Here is a 16,707-nt window from a genome sequence, read left to right as displayed (position 1 = left end):
CTCGGCGCCGGGGACCCGGCGCCGAGGACCCGGACGTCCTGGCAGAATTGGTAGTAGCCGTTCATACGGGGCGGCGGAATCGCCCCGCTCCCTCTGCCGAAGGTCCCCGGTCCATGCCGCCCACGCTCGCCTCTCTCGTTCACCACCCGGCGCTCAAGCTCACCGTGCGCGCCGGGGAGGACCGGCTGGAGACGCCCGTGCGCTGGGCCCACGCGAGTGAGCTCGCCGACCCCGTTCCCTACATGGAGGGCGGCGAGCTTCTCCTGATCACGGCGATGAAACTCGACGCCGAGGACCCGGAAGCGATGCGCCGGTACGTACGGCGGCTGGCCGGCGCGGGCGTCGTCGGGCTCGGCTTCGCCATCGGCGTCAACTACGAGGACATTCCGGACGCGCTCGTTCAGGCGGCGAAGGACGAGGATCTGCCGCTGCTCGGTGTGCCGCGGCGCACCCCCTTCATCGCCATCAGCAAGGCCGTCTCCGCGGCCATCGCCGCCGACCAGTACCGGGCCGTGACCGCCGGGTACGAGGCGCAGCGCGATCTGACGAAGGCGGCGCTCGCCGGGGACGGGCCCGCGGAGCTGCTGGCCAGGCTCGCCGCGCACGTCAAAGGATGGGCCGCGCTGTACGACGTTTCCGGCGCGGTCGTCGTTGCGGCGCCCGAGTGGGCCGCGCGCCGCGCCGCCCGGCTCACCGCCGACATCCAACGCCTCCAGGAACGCCCCGCGCCCGCGAGCTCCGTGGTGGGCGGCGGCGGGGCGGACTCGGACCCCGACGCGGACGACCGGGTCGAGCTCCAGTCGCTGGGCGCGGGGCGGCGGGTGCGGGGCGTTCTGGCGGTCGGGACGGGGGCTCCGCTGGGGATCGCGGAGCGGTACGCCGTCCACTCGGCGATCGCCCTCCTGACGCTGACCACGGAGCGGTCGCGGTCCCTGCAGGCGGCGGAGCAGCGGCTCGGGGCGGCGGTGCTGCGGATGCTGCTCGCGGGTGAGCCCGACCATGCGCGGGCCGTCGCGGGGGATCTTTACGGCGGGCTGCTCGACGCGCCGTTCCGGCTTCTGATCGCGGAGCCGGCGGTCTCGGAGACGGAGGGGGAGCCTTCGGGGGCCGACCCGCTGCAGGGCCTTGCCGACGCGATGGAGTCGGCTGCGTCGCGGGCGGGGGAAGCGGTGCTCGTGGTGCCCGACGGGGAGCGGCTCGTGGTGCTCGCGGCGGACGGCGGCGAGGCGGTGGCCGCGTGCACGGCCCACACGGAGGCGCGGCACGGTACGTCGGCCCGGCCGCTCGAACCGGCCGACGGCGATGAGCTGGTGGTGGGGCTCTCGGCGCCCGCCGGGCCGATCGCGGCGGTATCCGCGTACAGGCAGGCGGAGCAGGCGCTGTCGGTCGCGAAGAGGCGTGGACGTTCGCTGGTGGAGCACGAGGAGCTGGCGGCGGGGTCCGTCATGCAACTGCTCGCGGACGACGCGGTGCGGTCCTTCGCGGACAGCATGCTGCGGGCGCTGCACGAGCATGACGCGACGGGGCGCGGAGACCTGGTGGCCTCGCTGCGGGCGTGGCTGTCCCGGCACGGGCAGTGGGACGCGGCTGCGGCGGACCTGGGCGTGCACCGGCACACGCTGCGGTACCGGATGCGGCGGGTGGAGGAGATTCTGGGGCGTTCGCTGGACGACGCGGATGTGCGGATGGAGCTCTGGCTGGCGCTCAAGGCGACTTCTGCGGGGTCGTGAGGGTGGGGTGGGGTGTGGTGGGCCGGGGCCCGGGAGCGGCGTTCGGGACTGCACGATTTAGGCGCACTGCGGGGGCGTTGAGTGGTGGCCCGGGGAAGAGGCCCACACATCACGCTTTACGTCCCGAACACCACTCCCTGCGGCCCCGACCCCTCCCGCCGCCCCACACCCGACAAACCGGCGTCTCCCGCCGGGCCCGTACTCCACGTCGGACAAACGACCCGCCGCGTCCGCGCCCCTACGGTGGGACGCAGCACCCACCCCATCGAAGGGCCGGAACCACCATGACTTCCACCCACGCCTTCTGGCTCGCCGGCCGCCAGGCCACCGGCGAGGACACCTTCGAGGTGACGTCCCCCTGGGACGGCCGCGTCGTCGGTACCGTGAGCGTTCCCACCGACGCCCAGGTCGAAGAGGCGCTTGCCGCCGCGTACGCCGTTGAGAGTGAGTTCGCGGCGACTCCGGCGCACGTCCGGGCCGCCGCCCTCGACCACGTCAGCAGGCGCCTTGTCGAGCGCACCGAGGAGATCGCCCAGCTGATCTCCGCCGAGAACGGCAAGCCCATCAAGTGGGCCCGCGGTGAGGTCGGCCGCGCCGTCTCCGTGTTCCGGTTCGCCGCCGAGGAAGCGCGCCGATTCAACGGCGGCGAGGCCCAGCGCCTCGACACCGACGCGGGCGGCGTCGGCCGGCTCGCCCTGACGCGCCGCTTCCCCCGTGGCACCGTCCTGGGCATCGCGCCGTTCAACTTCCCGCTGAATCTGTGTGCCCACAAGGTCGCTCCGGCGATCGCTGTTGGTGCTCCGATCATTCTGAAGCCGGCTCCCGCGACGCCGCTGTCCGGGCTGATTCTGGGTGAGCTGCTGGCCGAGACCGACCTGCCGGTCGGTTCATGGTCCGTGCTGCCCGTCGCCAATGAGCGGATGCCTGCTCTGGTGCAGGACGAGCGGCTGCCGGTGATTTCCTTCACCGGGTCCGACAAGGTCGGCTACGCGATCATGGACTCGGTGCCGCGCAAGCACTGCACCCTGGAACTCGGTGGCAACGGCGCGGCCGTTGTGCTGGGCGACTGGGCCTCCGAGAAGGACCTGGACTGGGCGGCGACCCGTATCGCCACCTTCTCCAACTACCAGGGCGGCCAGTCCTGCATCTCGGTGCAACGCGTTATTGCTGACGCGTCGGTGTACGAGCGGCTTCTGCCGAAGATCGTCGCGGCGGTGGGGAAGCAGGTCGCCGGTGATCCCTCCGATGCCGCCACCGATGTCGGTCCGCTGGTCAGCGAGGACGCGGCGAAGCGCGTCGAGACCTGGGTCGACGAGGCCGTCGAGGCCGGCGCGACTCTTCTCGCGGGCGGTAAGCGCGACGGCGCGTCGTATGCGCCGACCGTGCTCGCCGACGTACCGGGCGGCGTCATGCTCGCCGAGGAAGAGGCCTTCGGGCCGGTCCTGACGGTGCGGAGGGTCGACGGGGAGGCCGAGGCTTTCGCTGCCGTCAACGACTCCAAGTACGGGCTTCAGGCCGGCGTCTTCACGCACGACCTGCAGACCGCCTTCCGCGCCCACCGCGCACTGGAGGTCGGCGGCGTGATCATCGGCGACGTTCCCTCGTACCGCGCGGACCAGATGCCGTACGGCGGCGTCAAGCAGTCCGGCGTCGGCCGCGAAGGCGTGCGCTACGCGATGGACGACTACACGTACGAGCGGGTCATGGTCTTCACCGGCCTCGATCTCTGAGTACGCACACCCCTGAACCGGCGGTCGGAGCCCTCTGTGCGGGGGCTCCGGCCGTCGTAGGTCTGGTGGGAACATCAGATATCGGGTAGTACGGACGAGTAGAACCGGCCGGTAGTACGCAGTCGGCCGGGCCCATTCTCCGACGCCGCGGCGAGGTGAGCTCCTCATGTCCGCACCACTCGACAAGCCCCAGCAGCCCAAGGTTTCCGAGCGCGAGGCGCGCCGGGTGGCCGAGGCCGCACGCGAACAGGACTGGCGAAAGCCAAGTTTCGCCAAGGAACTGTTCCTCGGCCGCCTCCGCCTCGACCTCATCCACCCCCACCCGATGCCTCCGCCGGAAGACGCCAGGCGCGGCGAGGAATTCCTCGCCACCCTGCGCGACTTCTGCGAGACGAAGATCGACAGCGCGCAGATCGAGCGCGAGGCGAAGATCCCCGACGAGGTCATCAACGGCCTCAAGGAGCTCGGCGCCCTCGGCATGAAGATCGACAGGGAGTACGGCGGCCTGGGCCTCACCCAGGTGTACTACAACAAGGCCCTGGCCCTCGTCGGCTCGGCCAACCCCGCCCTGGGTGCGCTGCTCTCCGCCCATCAGTCGATCGGCGTACCGCAGCCGCTCAAGCTCTTCGGCACCCAGGAGCAGAAGGCCGCGTTCCTGCCGCGCCTGGCCCGTACCGACATCTCCGCGTTCCTGCTCACCGAGCCCGACGTGGGTTCGGACCCGGCCCGTCTCGCGACTACGGCCGTGCCGGACGGCGACTCGTATGTCATGGACGGCGTAAAGCTGTGGACGACCAATGGAGTCGTCGCCGATCTGCTGGTCGTCATGGCGCGCGTGCCGAAGTCCGAGGGCCACAAGGGGGGCATTACCGCCTTCGTGGTGGAGGCGGACGCCCCCGGCGTGACGGTCGAGAAGCGCAACGCCTTCATGGGGCTGCGCGGCCTGGAGAACGGCGTCACCCGCTTTCACCAGGTACGGGTCCCGGCCGCGAACCGCATCGGCGCGGAGGGCGCGGGCCTCAAGATCGCCCTCACCACGCTCAACACGGGCCGGCTCTCGCTGCCCGCGATGTGCGTGGGCGCGGGAAAGTGGTGCCTGAAGATCGCCCGCGAGTGGTCCTCGGTGCGCGAGCAGTGGGGCAAGCCGGTGGCGCTGCACGAGGCGGTGGGTTCGAAGATCTCGTTCATCGCGGCTACGACGTTCGCGCTCGAAGCCGTCCTCGACCTGTCCTCGCAGATGGCCGACGAGGACCGCAACGACATCCGCATCGAGGCGGCCCTGGCCAAGCTGTACGGCAGCGAAATGGCCTGGCTGATGGCCGACGAGCTCGTTCAGATCCGTGGCGGGCGGGGGTTCGAGACGGCCGAGTCGCTGGCGGCGCGTGGCGAGCGGGCGGTCCCCGCCGAGCAGATCCTGCGCGATCTGCGTATCAACCGCATCTTCGAGGGCTCGACGGAGATCATGCACCTGCTGATCGCCCGTGAGGCGGTCGACGCCCACCTGAAGGTGGCGGGCGACATCATCGACCCCGACAAGCCGTTCTCGGCGAAGGCGAAGGCGGGCGCGAACGCGGCCGGTTTCTACGCCAAGTGGCTTCCGAAGCTGGTGACCGGCCCCGGCCAGCTCCCGCGCGCGTACGCCGAATTCCACCCGGACGGCCATCCGGACCTCTCGGTGCACCTGCGTTACGCGGAACGCACCGCCCGCAAGCTCGCCCGCTCCACCTTCTACGGGATGTCGCGCTGGCAGGGCCGGATGGAGACGAAGCAGGGCTTCCTCGGCCGGATCGTCGACATTGGCGCCGAGCTGTTCGCGATGAGCGCTGCGTGCGTACGCGCCGAGCTGCTGCGTACGACGGAGGACTACGGCCGCGAGGCGTACCAGTTGGCCGATGTCTTCTGCCGCCAGTCCCGCATCCGGGTGGAAGAACTGTTCACCCGCCTGTGGTCCAACACCGACGACCTCGACGGCAAGGTCGTCAAGGGCGTCCTGTCCGGTACGTACACCTGGCTGGAGCAGGGCATCGTCGACCCGAGCGGCGAAGGCCCCTGGATCGCCGAGGCCGCCCCGGGCCCGTCCCAGCACGACAACGTCCACCGTCCGATCCGCTGACGCGCGGCCGGGCCGCGGCTTCACAGCCGCGGCCCGGACACGCCTACGCGTCCTCGACGGCCGAGATGCGGTACCGCTTCACGTCAGTGTCACGGATCGCCGCCGTCTGCTCGGGTTCCGGGTCGGCGCCGCGGAAATCGGCGAGCTCCGCGTCGGATTCCCACCGCTCGTACACATTGATGCGATCCGCCTCGATCGGATCCGCCGAGAGTACGAAGTCCAGACAGCCGGGCGCGGCTCTCGCCTGCTCGACCACGCTCATAAATCCGTTCAGGTACGCGCCGCGGGTGGCGGGGTCGACGTACAGCTTTCCGGACACAATGATCATGATCGTCCTCCTTGGAGACATGCCGTGGACGTGCTGTAGATGTGCAGACCTGCCGGCCTCCCGGAAATCATCGCTCGGAACGGGTCGTGTGCCACGCATGTGCGAGCCGCGATCAGTGACGGCAGCCACGTCCGTGCAGCAGAATCGAGCCTTCACACACGCGGCGACAGAACCAGGGGTCACAGATGTTCGGGGAGGGGAAACAGCGGCGGCGGCAGGTCATGGCCGTCGTGGTGGCCGGGCTCGTGGGCGCGTGCGGCGGCGGCAGCGGCGACGGCGGTGAGCAGGACGGCAAGGGCTCCGCCGCATCCGGCAGGAGCACGGCCGTGCCCGCGGCGCTCACCGAAGCGCAGCTCAAGGCCGCCGCCTTCGTCGACGGTGAGACCGTCGGCGAGTACACCGCATCCGAGTACACTCTCGGCGCGCCGCACGGCGACGACTACACCGCCGACCCCGCCGTCTGCCAGCCGCTGGTCAGCCTCGCCGCGGACGTCACCGCGTATCGGCTGAAGGCCGAAGTCAGCCGTGAGGCCGAGATCCCGGACAAGATGCTCGGCCCCACGGTCGCCGTCCAGCTCCGGTCGTACGCCGGTGGGGACGCCGCCCGTGTCATGAAGGCCGTCGGCAAGGCGGGCAAGGAGTGCGCGGACGGGTTCACCGAGGAGCGGGCCGTCGCCGAGGGCGAGTACCTCAAGGTCGAGCCGGTGCAGGCGCCCGCCTTCGGGGACGAGGCCAGGGCGTACCGCTTCACGATCCTCGATGTGTTGGGCAAGGCGAAGCTCCACGAGTACCTGACCGTCGTACGTGCCGGCTCGGCCACCCTCTCCTTCCGTGGTGAGATCGCTGCCGACAAGGACATCGGGGAAGTGCCGCGAGAGATCCTGGACGCCCAGTGGGAAAAGTTCGAGACGGCAGCCGGCGGCCGATGATCCGGAGAACCCACTGGGACGCGATGTCCACCGGGTGAGACATTGCGGCAACAATGGGGGGCATGAGCGACAGCCCAGCCCCCCTCGCCGATCCGCACATCGCCTTCGACGCGTCCGAAGGCCGCCGGGACCTCGTTGTCCTCGGCTCCACCGGGTCCATCGGCACCCAGGCCATCGACCTGGTCCTGCGCAATCCCGACCGCTTCCGCGTCACCGCGCTCTCCGCGGCGGGCGGCCGGGTCGGGCTGCTCGCCGAGCAGGCGCGGCAGCTGCGGGTACGTACCGTGGCGGTCGCCCGCGAGGACGCGGTGCCCGCACTGCGCGAGGCGCTGAGCGCGCAGTACGGCGCGGGGGAGCGGGTGCCCGAGATCCTCGCGGGGCCCCAAGCCGCGAGCGAGCTCGCCGCGTCCGTCTGCCACACCGTCCTCAACGGCATCACCGGCTCCATCGGCCTCGCGCCGACCCTCGCCGCCCTCGAAGCAGGCCGCACCCTGGCCCTCGCGAACAAGGAGTCGCTGATCGTCGGCGGCCCCCTGGTGAAGGCGCTCGCCAAGCCCGGCCAGATCATCCCGGTCGACTCCGAGCACGCCGCGCTCTTCCAGGCCCTGGCGGGCGGCACCCGCGCCGATGTGCGCAGGCTCGTCGTCACGGCGTCCGGCGGCCCCTTCCGCGGTCGTACGAAGGCCGAGCTGGCCGCCGTCACCCCCGAGGCGGCCCTCGCGCACCCCACCTGGGCCATGGGCCCGGTCATCACCATCAACTCCGCGACGCTGGTCAACAAGGGGCTGGAGGTCATCGAGGCCCATCTGCTGTACGACATCCCCTTCGACCGCATCGAGGTCGTCGTCCACCCGCAGTCCTATGTGCACTCCATGGTCGAGTTCACCGACGGCTCCACACTCGCCCAGGCCACCCCGCCCGACATGCGCGGTCCGATCGCGATCGGCATCGGCTGGCCCGAGCGGGTCGCGGACGCCGCGCCGGCCTTCGACTGGTCGAAGGCGTCGACCTGGGAGTTCTACCCGCTGGACCAGGACGCGTTCCCGGCCGTGGGACTCGCCCGCCATGTCGGTACGCTCGGGGGTACGGCCCCCGCGGTGTTCAATGCCGCGAACGAGGAGTGCGTCGACGCGTTTCTCGCCGGCAGGCTGCCGTTCAACGGAATCGTGGATACGGTCGCCGAAGTCGTGGCAGAGCATGGCACCCCCGCAACGGGAACCTCGCTCACGGTCGCGGACGTCCTGGAAGCGGAGACCTGGGCACGAGCCCGGGCACGTGAACTTGCGGTACAGGCAACAGCGGAGGCTCGCGCATGACGACGATCCTGTTGACGGTCCTCGGGATAGTCATCTTCTTTGCAGGGCTGCTCTTCTCCATCGGCTGGCACGAGCTGGGGCACCTCTCGACCGCCAAGCTCTTCGGCGTCCGGGTCCCGCAGTACATGGTCGGCTTCGGCCCGACCATCTGGTCGCGGACGAAGGGCGACACGGAGTACGGCATCAAGGCGATCCCGCTCGGCGGCTACATCCGCATGATCGGGATGTTCCCGCCCGGCGCCGACGGCCGCATCGAGGCACGGTCCACGTCGCCCTGGCGCGGCATGATCGAGGACGCCCGTTCGGCGGCGTACGAGGAACTGCAGCCCGGCGACGAGACCCGCCTCTTCTACACGCGCAAGCCGTGGAAGCGCGTGATCGTGATGTTCGCCGGTCCCTTCATGAACCTCATCCTCGCGGTGGCGATCTTCGTCGGCGTGATGATGTCGATCGGCCTCAACCAGCAGACGACCACGGTCAACGAGGTCGTGCCCTGCGTCGTCTCGCAGAGCGAGAACCGCGGCTGCAACAAGAGCGACCCCGCATCGCCCGCCAAGGCGGCCGGCCTGCAGAAGGGCGACAAGATCGTCGCCTTCAACGGCAAGGCCATCGAGGACTGGGCCACGCTGTCGGACCGTATCCGCGACACCGTCGGTCCCGCCACGATCACCGTCGAGCGCGGCGGTGCGCAGCAGGTGCTGCAGGCGAACCTGATCGCCAACAAGGTCGCCAAGAAGGACGCCCAGGGCCAGCCGATCGCCGACGAGTACGTCAACGCCGGCTACCTCGGCTTCGGCCCGGGCACGGCCGTCGTGCCGCTGTCCTTCGTCGATTCGGTGGACCGGATGGGCGTCATGATCGAGTCCGGTGTGGACTCGATCATGACGCTCCCCTCCAAGGTCCCTGACCTGTGGAACGCGGCGTTCAACGGCGAGGAGCGCAAGGCCGACTCCCCGATGGGCGTGGTCGGCGCGGCCCGCGTCGGCGGCGAGATCCTCGGGCTCGGACTGCCCGTGGAGAACACCGTGGGGATGATGCTGTTCCTCATCGCCGGCTTCAACCTGTCGCTGTTCCTCTTCAACATGCTGCCGCTGCTGCCGCTCGACGGCGGCCACATCGCGGGAGCCATGTGGGAGTCGCTGCGGCGCAACCTGGCGAAGGTCTTCCGGCGCCCCGATCCGGGCCCCTTCGACGTCGCCAAGCTGATGCCGGTCGCCTATGTCGTCGCCGGGATCTTCATCTGCTTCACCGCGCTCGTCCTGGTGGCCGACGTGGTGAATCCCGTACGTATCTCCTGAGAACCGCCGACCACCATCGGGTGGATTTGTCGACGTGGTGTGCTCCGGCCTTTCGAGGTGACGTAACCTCGAAGACTGGAGCCCGCCGATCTCGGGACCATGATCCACACCTTGGGGTTGCACAGCCGATGACTGCAATTTCTCTCGGAATGCCTGACGTTCCGACGAAGCTCGCCGACCGGAGGGTCAGCCGCAAGATCCAGGTTGGCACCGTGGCGGTCGGCGGGGATGCGCCGGTTTCGGTGCAGTCGATGACGACGACGCGGACGTCCGACATTGGGGCGACGCTGCAGCAGATTGCGGAGTTGACGGCTTCGGGTTGTCAGATTGTGCGGGTGGCGTGTCCGACGCAGGATGATGCGGATGCGTTGTCGACGATCGCGAGTAAGTCGCAGATTCCGGTGATCGCGGACATTCATTTCCAGCCGAAGTATGTGTTCGCGGCGATTGATGCCGGGTGTGCGGCGGTGCGGGTGAATCCGGGCAATATCAAGCAGTTCGACGACAAGGTCAAGGAGATCGCGAAGGCGGCCTCGGCGACGGGTACGCCGATCCGTATTGGTGTCAATGCGGGGTCGTTGGATGCGCGGTTGATGGCGAAGTACGGCAAGGCGACGCCGGAGGCTCTGGTGGAGTCGGCGTTGTGGGAGGCGTCGTTGTTCGAGGAGCACGGGTTCGGCGACATCAAGATCTCGGTCAAGCACAATGACCCGGTGGTGATGGTCAACGCGTACCGGCTGCTGGCGGCGAAGTCGGATTATCCGCTGCATCTGGGTGTGACGGAGGCGGGTCCGGCGTTCCAGGGGACGATCAAGTCGGCGGTGGCTTTCGGTGCGCTGTTGAGTGAGGGCATCGGGGACACGATCCGGGTGTCGTTGTCGGCGCCTCCGGTCGAGGAGGTGAAGGTCGGGCTGCAGATTCTGGAGTCGTTGAATCTCAAGCAGCGGCGGCTTGAGATTGTGTCGTGTCCTTCGTGCGGGCGGGCGCAGGTGGATGTGTACAAGCTGGCTGATCAGGTCGCTGCGGGTCTGGACGGCCTGGAGGTGCCGCTGCGGGTGGCGGTGATGGGCTGTGTGGTCAATGGTCCCGGTGAGGCGCGTGAGGCCGATCTGGGGGTGGCTTCGGGTAATGGCAAGGGGCAGATTTTCGTCAAGGGCGAGATCATCAAGACGGTCCCCGAGTCGAAGATCGTCGAGACCCTCATCGAAGAGGCCATGAAGATCGCCGAGCAGATGGAGAAGGACGGCATCGCGTCGGGCGAGCCCGCCGTCTCCGTCAGCGGCTGACCCCTTCGCAGTACATCGATCACCCCGGAGCCCCGCCCATGGCGGGGCTCCGGACCGTTTGAGGCGCTCCGCAGAAGTGGCAGGTACAGTGCGGAGATCAGCAGACCGTACGGTGAGGCCCCTCACGTGTTGACTCAGACCGCAACCAGGGTCCTCGACCCCAGCGACCTCGGCGCCGTGCTCGCCATCCTTGAGAGCGAGCCCGTCGTCAATGCCTTCGTGACCTCCCGCGTCCAGGTCGCCGGCCTCGACCCGTGGCGGCTCGGCGGGGAGATGTGGGGCTGGTACGCCGACGGCCGCCTGCGCTCGCTGTGCTACTCCGGCGCCAACCTCGTCCCCATCTGCGCCACCCCCGAAGCCGTACGCGCCTTCGCCGAGCGGGCCCGCAGGGCCGGCCGCCGCTGCTCCTCCATCGTCGGCCCCGCCGAGCCGACCGCCGAGCTGTGGCGGCTGCTCGAACCGAACTGGGGCCCCGCCCGCGACGTACGCGCGAACCAGCCACTCATGGTCACCGAGCAGCTGCCGGCCACCGTCGAGCCCGACCCCGGCGTCGTGCGCATCCACAAGGACCAGCTGGACGTCATCATGCCCGCGTGCGTGGCCATGTTCACCGAGGAGGTCGGCGTCTCGCCGCTGGCAGGCGACGGCGGGCTGCTCTACCAGGCCCGGGTGGCCGAACTGGTCGCAGCCGGGCGGTCCTTCGCCCGTATCGAGGACGGCAAGGTCGTCTTCAAGGCCGAGATCGGCGCCGCGACCACATTGGCCTGCCAGATCCAGGGCGTCTGGGTGGCCCCCGAATTCCGCGGCCGGGGCCTCTCGGAGGCCGGCATGGCCGCAGTGCTTCGCTACGCGCTGGCCGATGTCGCGCCCATCGTCAGCCTCTACGTCAACGACTTCAACGCCGCGGCCCGCGCGTCCTACCGGCGGGTCGGCTTCCGCGAGGTGGGCGCGTTCATGAGCGTGTTGTTCTGACCCGGCGGCCCAGTAGGGTGCGCTGCATGGCACCTCTCTCCGGCGGCGATCCCCGGACCCCCGGCATCGTGGTCGGACCCGTCGATCTCGCCACACGGGTGGACGAGGCACTCGCCGTGCAGGCCGTCGCCTTCGGGCTCAGCGACGACGAGATCGGCGTACGCCGTCACATCGTCCTGCGGCACCTGCTCAATCCGGGTGCGCGCGCGCTCGGCGCTACGACGCCCGACGGGCGGCTCGTCGGATTCGTGTACGGGATGCCCAACGACCGTACGCACTGGTGGTCGACGGTCGTGCAGCCCTATCTGCGCGACACCGGCTGCGACGGCTGGCTGGACGACTCCTTCGTCATCACCGAGCTGCACGTGCACCCCGGCCACCAGGCGCGGGGCATCGGCCGGCAACTGATCACCATGCTCACGGACGCCGCCCACCAGCCGCGTTCCATCCTCTCGGCCATCGACACCGAGAGCCCGGCCCGCGGTCTGTACCGGACGCTGGGGTACGCGGACCTCGCCCGGCAGGTCCTTTTTCCCAGCGCGCCCAAGCCGTACGCCGTCATGGGAGCTCCGCTTCCACTGCCCCGTCACGCATAACCGATTTCCCGGTGCCCCCGCCGCACGGCTAACCTCCTGCCCATCACACTTTCTTCGCAGGAGTTCACCATGACCCAGGTCCAGCGCATGTCCCGTCTCATGGTCAAGACACTGCGCGACGACCCGGCCGACGCCGAGACGCTCAGTCACAAGCTGCTGGTGCGCGCCGGGTACGTCCGCCGGAACGCGGCGGGGATCTGGTCCTGGCTGCCGCTGGGCAAGCGGGTCCTCGACAACATCTCACGCGTCGTGCGCGAGGAGATGGACGACATCGGCGCGCAGGAGGTCCTGCTGCCGGCGCTGCTGCCCAAGGAGCCGTACGAGGCGAGCGGCCGCTGGCAGGAGTACGGCGACCTGCTGTTCCGTCTCAAGGACCGCAAGGGCGGCGACTACCTCCTCGGCCCGACGCACGAGGAGATCTTCACCCAGATCGTCAAGGACCAGTGCACGTCCTACAAGGACCTGCCGGTGATGCTCTACCAGATCCAGACGAAGTACCGCGACGAGGCGCGTCCGCGCTCCGGCGTGCTGCGCGGCCGTGAGTTCCAGATGAAGGACTCGTACTCCTTCGACACCACGGACGAGGGCCTCGCCGAGTCGTACGCCCTGCACCGCGCGGCGTACCAGAAGATCTTCGCGCGCCTCGGCCTGGACTACCGCATCGTGTCCGCGGTCTCCGGCGCGATGGGCGGCTCGGCCTCCGAGGAGTTCCTCGCCCCGGCCGCGGCGGGCGAGGACACCTTCGTGGACTGCCCGTCCTGCGACTACGCGGCCAACACGGAGGCCGTCACCTTCAGCACCCCGGCGGTCGACGGCTCCGCGCACGCACCCGTCGAGGAGCTGGACACCCCGGACACCCCGACGATCGAGACCCTCGCCGCGCACCTCGGCGTCCCCGCGTCGGCGACCCTGAAGAACCTGCTGGTCAAGATCGACGGCGAGATCGTCGCCGTCGGCGTGCCCGGTGACCGCGAGGTCGACCTGGGCAAGCTGGGCGAGCACCTGACGCCCGCCGTCGTCGAGCTGGTGACGGCCGAGGACTTCGTGGGCCGCGACGATCTCGTACGGGGTTACGTCGGCCCGCAGGGCCTCGGCAAGATCCGCTACATCGCCGACCCGCGCGTCGCCCCCGGCACCTCCTGGATCACCGGTGCGAACAAGGACGGGAAGCACGCGAAGAACGTCGTCGCCGGCCGGGACTTCGAGGTCGACGACTACCTCGACGTCGTGGTTGTCGAAGAGGGCGACCCCTGCCCGTCCTGCGGCACCGGCCTCAAGCTGGGCCGCGCGATCGAGATCGGCCACATCTTCCAGCTCGGCCGCAAGTACGCCGACACCTTCCAGCTGGACGTCCTTGGCCAGCAGGGCAAGCCGGTCCGGGTCACCATGGGCTCGTACGGCATCGGCGTCTCCCGCGCGGTCGCGGCGCTCGCCGAGCAGACCGCGGACGCGCAGGGCCTGTGCTGGCCCGCCGAGATCGCCCCGGCCGATGTGCATGTCGTGGCGGCGGGCAAGGCGCTGCAGACCGAGCTGGCCGTCGAGGTCGCGGAGAAGCTGGCCGCCGCGGGGCTGCGGGTGCTGGTGGACGAGCGTGCGGGTGTCTCGCCGGGTGTGAAGTTCACCGACGCGGAGCTCATCGGCGTACCGAAGATCCTGGTGGCGGGCCGCCGCAGCGCCGAGGGCGTGGTGGAGCTCAAGGACCGCAGGACGGGTGAGCGCGAGGAGCTGACGGTGGACGAGGCGGTTGCCCGCCTGACCGCCTGACGCTCGCCGGACGGGGCTGGGCACAACGGGTCCAACGGGCGAGGGCCCCACGCGGTCGCGTGGGGCCCTCGTGCTGTCTGCCTTCAGCTGTACGAGCCGATCAGGCGGGCCAGGTGTCTGCCCGCGATCTCCAGTGGTTCGTCGCTCCTGGCGACCTGGGCGGCCAGCTCGGCCCCCTCCAGCGTGTTGACCACGGTGAACGCCAGCTCAAGGGCGTCGTGCTCCGCGATGCCCGATGCGCGGAGCCGGTCGGAGACCACGGCGCGCCAGTTCGCGAAGGCCTCGGCCGAGGCCTGCTGGATGTCGGGGGCGTGGCCCGCGGTTCCCACGACCGTGGCGGTGACGGGGCAGCCGTCGATCCAGTCCGAGGCCCGAAGCCCCTCGGCGAGGTCGCGGGCGCACGCGATGATCGCCCGCGCCGGGTCCTTCTCGGCGTCCAGCGCTTCGCGCAGCATGTCGGTGAACTCCTGGTCACCGTGGCGGACGGCCGCCGCGGCCAGCTCCTGCTTGCCGCCCGGGAAGAAGTGGTAGACCGACCCGAGCGTGGCCTCGGCCTCCCGTGAGATCTGCTTGATCCCGGTCCCCTCGTACCCGTGTCGCTGCATCAGGCGTGAGGTCGTCCGGACGATCCGCTCGCGCGTGCCCAGTTCCGGTGGCTGTGGGTTGGTCTTCACGCGTCGAGCCTATCGGATAGAGCGTTCGTTCTGGAGTCGTGCTAGGTTCTCGGCTAGATAGAGCGTTCGTTCTAGAGGGGGATGTCATGAAGAAGCAGTCGGTTCAGCCGGTGCGGTCCGTGACCGTGATCGGCCTGGGCCCGATGGGGCAGGCGATGGTGGCGGCGTTCCTGGACAGGGGGCACGAGGTGACCGTGTGGAACCGGACGGCGAGCCGGGCCGACGAACTGGTGGCCAGGGGTGCGCGCCGGGCCGCCACGGTCGAACAGGCCCTGGAGGCCAATAAGTTGGTGATCCTGAGCCTTACGGACTACGACGCGATGTACGCCCTCCTGGAGCCTGCCACCGCGGCGCTGTCGGGCCGCGTCGTCGTCAACCTCAGTTCCGACACCCCGCGGAAGGCCCGGGAGGCGGCGAAGTGGGCGGCGGGGCACGGTGCGCGGTACCTCACGGGCGGAGTGCAGACGAATCCGCCCGGCATCGGGAAGCCGGAGTCATCGACGTACTACAGCGGTCCCAGAGAGGTCTTCGAGGCACATCAGGACACCTTGGAGGTGCTCACGGGCACGGACTACAAGGGCGAGGACCCCGGCTCGGCCGCGCTCTACTACCAGCTCGGCATGGACCTCTTCTGGACGACTCTCGTCGCCTGGCTGCATGCCCTCGCGGTGGCCGAGGCGAACGGCATCACGGCAGAGGAGTTCCTGCCGCACGCCGCCGAGTCGATGGCCACCATGCCGGCCTTCTTCAGCTTCTACACCGCGCGGATCGATGCGGGGGAGCACCCCGGTGACGTCGACCGGCTCGCCATGGGGGCGGCGAGCGTCGAGCACGTGCTGCATACGGCCCGGGACGCGGGCGTGGACACGGCGCTGCCCGCCGCTGTGCTCGACATCTTCCGGCGGGGGGTGGCTGCGGGGCACGCGGGAGACAGTGCGACCAGTCTGATCGAGATCTTCAAGAAGGCGGGCGGCCGGTAGGAGGCGGGGCCGGGGTGCGGGTAGGGGAACAGCCCCCGGCAGGGCACCCGCACCCGCCGTCGCACCCCCTCGCCTACAGCCAGCCCGCGAACTCCAGCAGCAGCTCGCCGTCCTGCTCGCGGCCCGCCGCCATCGCCCGTACGCCCGACTCCACCGCGCGAAACAGTGTCCAGCCGTGCAGCCTGGCCCGGTCGACCTCCAGTGAGTCGGCGAGCTTGTTGACCCGCCGACGCGTGGCCGAAGGGCCGCCGGACGCGGCGACCAGGTCCTCGACCCGGTCGCGGACGAGGCGGGCAAGGTCGTACGCCCGCTCGCCGACCAGCGGCTCGGGCCCGACCGCCAGCCACGGCGCCCGGTCGCCGCCGAGCACCTTGCCCTGCCGGAAATTGCCGTGCAGCAGCAACAGTTCGGCGCCGGACGCGGTCAGCTCGTCGCGCGCCGCGAGCGCTGCGTCCACCAGCGGAGCGAGCGCCGGGTCCGCGCCGCGCATCGGCTCGGCCTGGCGTGCGGTGCGTTCGGCGACGGTCTCGAAAGGGTGACCCGCGGGCGGCTCGATCCACAGCCGCCGGACCGTGCCGGCCGCCTCAAGCAGCGCCTTGGCCTCCGGCAGGGAGCGGAGCGAGACCTCCGGGTGCAGGCGCTCCAGGAGCAGCTGGCCGTCGTCCGCCTCGTCGTCGAGGAGCTTGACCACGCCCCAGCCGTTCCAGTGCGCCAGGGCCGCCCGCTCAAGGTCGGCCCTGGCCTGTTCCGGAGCGATCTTCAGCGCGGCGGGCCTGCCGTCCTGCTGCCGTACGAGGACGACCAGGCTGCTCCGGCCGCCCGGCGCCTGCACCCGCTCGACGTCCAGCTTCCGCCGCGACAGCGCCTCCTCGGCGATCCCGGGCAGCCGCCCGAGCCAGTCTGCGGCGGCACTGGCCCCGTGCGCCTCGCCGAGCGCCCGTACAAGCCGCTGCGGCGGTTCGAAAGCCATACGTGTGGTGTCCCCTTCAAA

At 70.1% G+C, this 16,707-nt stretch carries 14 protein-coding genes; 11 read left to right on the top strand and 3 right to left on the bottom strand.

Annotated features, from left to right (window positions below; translation table 11 throughout):
* Window positions 1-113 precede the first annotated feature (113 nt).
* The 3 genes from ABCR94_RS37195 (at window position 114) to ABCR94_RS37185 (ending at window position 5,573) form a co-directional block, all read left to right on the top strand.
* The gene (locus ABCR94_RS37195; protein WP_347125760.1) at window positions 114-1,730 is read left to right on the top strand and encodes a PucR family transcriptional regulator; all 1,617 of its coding nucleotides are present in this window, start codon (window positions 114-116) and stop codon (window positions 1,728-1,730) included.
* 284 nt (window positions 1,731-2,014) lie between these two features.
* Window positions 2,015-3,460 carry an aldehyde dehydrogenase family protein gene (locus ABCR94_RS37190; protein ID WP_347125759.1) on the top strand — a complete coding sequence of 482 codons (1,446 nt, stop codon included), beginning with the start codon at window positions 2,015-2,017 and terminating at the stop codon, window positions 3,458-3,460.
* A gap of 166 nt (window positions 3,461-3,626) precedes the next feature.
* Window positions 3,627-5,573 carry an acyl-CoA dehydrogenase family protein gene (locus ABCR94_RS37185; protein ID WP_347125757.1) on the top strand — a complete coding sequence of 649 codons (1,947 nt, stop codon included), beginning with the start codon at window positions 3,627-3,629 and terminating at the stop codon, window positions 5,571-5,573.
* 43 nt (window positions 5,574-5,616) lie between these two features.
* Here ABCR94_RS37185 and ABCR94_RS37180 read toward each other — a convergent pair whose 3' ends face one another.
* Window positions 5,617-5,901, bottom strand: a complete 285-nt coding sequence (locus ABCR94_RS37180; protein ID WP_347125756.1) for a putative quinol monooxygenase — start codon at window positions 5,899-5,901, stop codon at window positions 5,617-5,619.
* A 185-nt stretch (window positions 5,902-6,086) separates the two neighbouring features.
* On the opposite strand from ABCR94_RS37180, the gene ABCR94_RS37175 reads away from it, so the two are divergent.
* From ABCR94_RS37175 to ABCR94_RS37145, 7 genes are all read left to right on the top strand, one after another.
* A complete protein-coding gene (locus tag ABCR94_RS37175; RefSeq protein WP_347125754.1) occupies window positions 6,087-6,830 on the top strand; it encodes a hypothetical protein in 744 nt (247 codons plus the stop codon).
* Window positions 6,831-6,892: 62 nt separating this feature from the next.
* On the top strand, window positions 6,893-8,146 hold the full coding sequence (gene dxr / locus ABCR94_RS37170) for a 1-deoxy-D-xylulose-5-phosphate reductoisomerase (RefSeq protein WP_347125752.1): 1,254 nt from the start codon (window positions 6,893-6,895) through the stop codon (window positions 8,144-8,146).
* On the top strand, window positions 8,143-9,444 hold the full coding sequence (locus ABCR94_RS37165; protein WP_347125751.1) for a M50 family metallopeptidase: 1,302 nt from the start codon (window positions 8,143-8,145) through the stop codon (window positions 9,442-9,444). The genes dxr and ABCR94_RS37165 overlap by 4 nt, the downstream gene beginning before the upstream one ends.
* Before the next feature lie 128 nt (window positions 9,445-9,572).
* Window positions 9,573-10,730 carry a flavodoxin-dependent (E)-4-hydroxy-3-methylbut-2-enyl-diphosphate synthase gene (gene ispG, locus ABCR94_RS37160; RefSeq protein WP_347125749.1) on the top strand — a complete coding sequence of 386 codons (1,158 nt, stop codon included), beginning with the start codon at window positions 9,573-9,575 and terminating at the stop codon, window positions 10,728-10,730.
* A gap of 126 nt (window positions 10,731-10,856) precedes the next feature.
* Window positions 10,857-11,702, top strand: coding sequence for a GNAT family N-acetyltransferase (locus tag ABCR94_RS37155; protein ID WP_347125748.1), 846 nt, complete (start codon window positions 10,857-10,859; stop codon window positions 11,700-11,702).
* 26 nt (window positions 11,703-11,728) lie between these two features.
* On the top strand, window positions 11,729-12,298 hold the full coding sequence (locus ABCR94_RS37150; RefSeq protein WP_347125747.1) for a GNAT family N-acetyltransferase: 570 nt from the start codon (window positions 11,729-11,731) through the stop codon (window positions 12,296-12,298).
* Window positions 12,299-12,367: 69 nt separating this feature from the next.
* Window positions 12,368-14,062 (top strand): proline--tRNA ligase, encoded by a 1,695-nt coding sequence (locus tag ABCR94_RS37145; protein WP_347125745.1) that lies wholly within the window; start codon window positions 12,368-12,370, stop codon window positions 14,060-14,062.
* Window positions 14,063-14,145: 83 nt separating this feature from the next.
* Here ABCR94_RS37145 and ABCR94_RS37140 read toward each other — a convergent pair whose 3' ends face one another.
* Window positions 14,146-14,736 carry a TetR/AcrR family transcriptional regulator gene (locus ABCR94_RS37140; RefSeq protein WP_347125744.1) on the bottom strand — a complete coding sequence of 197 codons (591 nt, stop codon included), beginning with the start codon at window positions 14,734-14,736 and terminating at the stop codon, window positions 14,146-14,148.
* An 86-nt stretch (window positions 14,737-14,822) separates the two neighbouring features.
* On the opposite strand from ABCR94_RS37140, the gene ABCR94_RS37135 reads away from it, so the two are divergent.
* A complete protein-coding gene (locus tag ABCR94_RS37135; protein WP_347125742.1) occupies window positions 14,823-15,716 on the top strand; it encodes an NAD(P)-dependent oxidoreductase in 894 nt (297 codons plus the stop codon).
* Window positions 15,717-15,789: 73 nt separating this feature from the next.
* On the opposite strand, the gene ABCR94_RS37130 is transcribed toward ABCR94_RS37135, so the two are convergent.
* The gene (locus tag ABCR94_RS37130; protein ID WP_347125740.1) at window positions 15,790-16,686 is read right to left on the bottom strand and encodes an aminoglycoside phosphotransferase family protein; all 897 of its coding nucleotides are present in this window, start codon (window positions 16,684-16,686) and stop codon (window positions 15,790-15,792) included.
* Window positions 16,687-16,707: the final 21 nt, after the last annotated feature.

The sequence above is a fragment of the Streptomyces changchenzhani genome (genome assembly GCF_039766235.1).
In the GTDB taxonomy this organism is placed as follows: Bacteria; Actinomycetota; Actinomycetes; order Streptomycetales; family Streptomycetaceae; genus Streptomyces.
The sequence above is the reverse complement of the archived record's forward strand: the minus strand, read 5'-3'. Positions and strand labels throughout refer to the sequence as shown.